Here is a 1,617-nt window from a genome sequence, read left to right as displayed (position 1 = left end):
GCCGACATCGTCGAGCTGCCCAACGAGAAGGACTTCTCGGGCGACCTCAAGATCACCGTCGAGGTGGATGTGCGCCCCGACTTCGAACTTCCCAAGTACGACGGACTCAAGCTCGAGGTCGAGCCGGTCGCCGTCTCGCCGGATGAGGTCGAGAACGAGCTTGAAAACTTGCGCACCCGCTTCGGTACCCTCGTCACCGTCGACCGCCCGGCGAGACGGCGACCGGCTCGACCTCGAGCTTCAGCCCGTCGTACTTCGGAAGGTCGAAGTCGGGGCGCACATCCACCTCGACGGTGATCTTGAGGTCGCCCGAGAAGTCCTTCTCGTTGGGCAGCTCGACGATGTCGGCAGACGGGCGGCCGAGCGGCTTCAGGTTCTCGTCGCGCGCGGCGTCGCGGTAGAACTTGTCGAGGCCCTCGTTGACGGCGTGGCTGATGACCTCGCCGCGGCCGACGCGCTGGTCGATGATCGGCGGCGGCACCTTGCCCTTGCGGAAGCCGGGGATGTTCACCGACTCCGCGATGTGCTGGTACGCGTGAGTGATGCTGGGCTTCAGCTCCTCGGGCGTGACGGTGATGTTCAGCTTCACGCGCGTGGGCGACAGGCGCTCGACAGTCGTCGTGACCATGGGAATACGTCTCCTGGGTGGATGTAAAGGATGAGGGTTGGTGGTCGGGGCGACAGGATTCGAACCTGCGACCTCCCGCTCCCAAAGCGGGCGCTCTACCAAGCTGAGCTACGCCCCGGCGGCAAAACGGCCCGGCACAGTCTAACCGAGCGGAACGGCGAGGATGCTGGCTCAGAACCCGCAGGCGCCGGGAGGGCTCGAGCACGCGAGTGTGACGGTGTACCAGATGAATGCGGCGAAGGCGACGTAGCCGAATCCGGGGAGCGAGAAGATCATCGCGGTGATCGCCGGCCAGCCCGGCTTCTCGCGCCGGGCGGCTCCGATGATGCCCAGCACCAAGCCGAGGAAACAGAGGATGCCGACGGGCAACACCGCCAGCTGGGAGGTGAGTGCCCACCACGGCGGACCTGGGTCGAAGGCATCCAGAGTCTGCCCGTACGCGTAGAACGCGACACCCGCCGCCGCGAGATACGCGACGAGGATCAGCGCGAACGCGATCCAGCCGAAGATGGGTCGCCGCCTGATCACACGGCGATCGTATCGGGGTCAGAGGCGATCGAACCGCGAGGCTCCGCGGGTTGAGTGCCGCCGCAGGCGGTGTATCGAAACCCCGCGGCGACTCCGATTAGACTCGGGGACGCATCACGGGGATGTAGCTCAATGGTAGAGCCTCAGTCTTCCAAACTGATTACGCGGGTTCGATTCCCGTCATCCCCTCGGACCGGCTACCCCTGTGCGGCGCGGAAGTAGCCCGGTCAGGCGATGCCTGTCAGCCTCCATTCGAGCGGGAAGGCTTCCCAGTTCTCGAGCTTCCAGAAGCCGGATTCAGGGTCGTAGCGATTCCACCCTTCCTCAATCGCCACGAGCTGCCAGGTGACGAACGTGCACAACGAGACTGCCTGCGCGTGAGTCACCTCGGGGCTGTGCGCGTATTCGACGTGGAGACCCTTCACGAGCGGCGGCCCATCGGTGTCGTCACAGCACACGGC

4 protein-coding genes and 2 tRNA genes are annotated in these 1,617 nt (G+C 65.3%); 2 read left to right on the top strand and 4 right to left on the bottom strand.

Annotated features, from left to right (window positions below; genetic code table 11):
- Window positions 1-6 precede the first annotated feature (6 nt).
- Entirely contained in the window at window positions 7-297 is a 291-nt protein-coding gene (locus RMO30_RS02480) for a trigger factor (protein ID WP_397427881.1), read from the top strand.
- On the opposite strand, the gene RMO30_RS02475 is transcribed toward RMO30_RS02480, so the two are convergent.
- From RMO30_RS02475 to RMO30_RS02465, 3 genes are all read right to left on the bottom strand, one after another.
- A complete protein-coding gene (locus tag RMO30_RS02475; protein WP_309709058.1) occupies window positions 194-628 on the bottom strand; it encodes a trigger factor family protein in 435 nt (144 codons plus the stop codon). The genes RMO30_RS02480 and RMO30_RS02475 overlap by 104 nt on opposite strands.
- 41 nt (window positions 629-669) lie before the next feature.
- Window positions 670-746, bottom strand: a tRNA-Pro gene (locus tag RMO30_RS02470).
- A gap of 53 nt (window positions 747-799) precedes the next feature.
- Complete coding sequence (locus RMO30_RS02465) at window positions 800-1,156, bottom strand: hypothetical protein (RefSeq protein WP_309709055.1); 357 nt, start codon at window positions 1,154-1,156, stop codon at window positions 800-802.
- A gap of 118 nt (window positions 1,157-1,274) precedes the next feature.
- Here RMO30_RS02465 and RMO30_RS02460 point away from each other — a divergent pair.
- A tRNA-Gly gene (locus RMO30_RS02460) sits at window positions 1,275-1,345 on the top strand.
- Between the two features lie 38 nt (window positions 1,346-1,383).
- On the opposite strand, the gene RMO30_RS02455 is transcribed toward RMO30_RS02460, so the two are convergent.
- On the bottom strand, window positions 1,384-1,617 hold a 234-nt coding region (locus RMO30_RS02455; RefSeq protein WP_309709051.1), incomplete at its 5' end, for a hypothetical protein.

Source organism: Pseudolysinimonas sp., from assembly GCF_031389465.1.
In the GTDB taxonomy this organism is placed as follows: domain Bacteria; phylum Actinomycetota; class Actinomycetes; order Actinomycetales; family Microbacteriaceae; genus Pseudolysinimonas_A.
The sequence above is the reverse complement of the archived record's forward strand: the minus strand, read 5'-3'. Positions and strand labels throughout refer to the sequence as shown.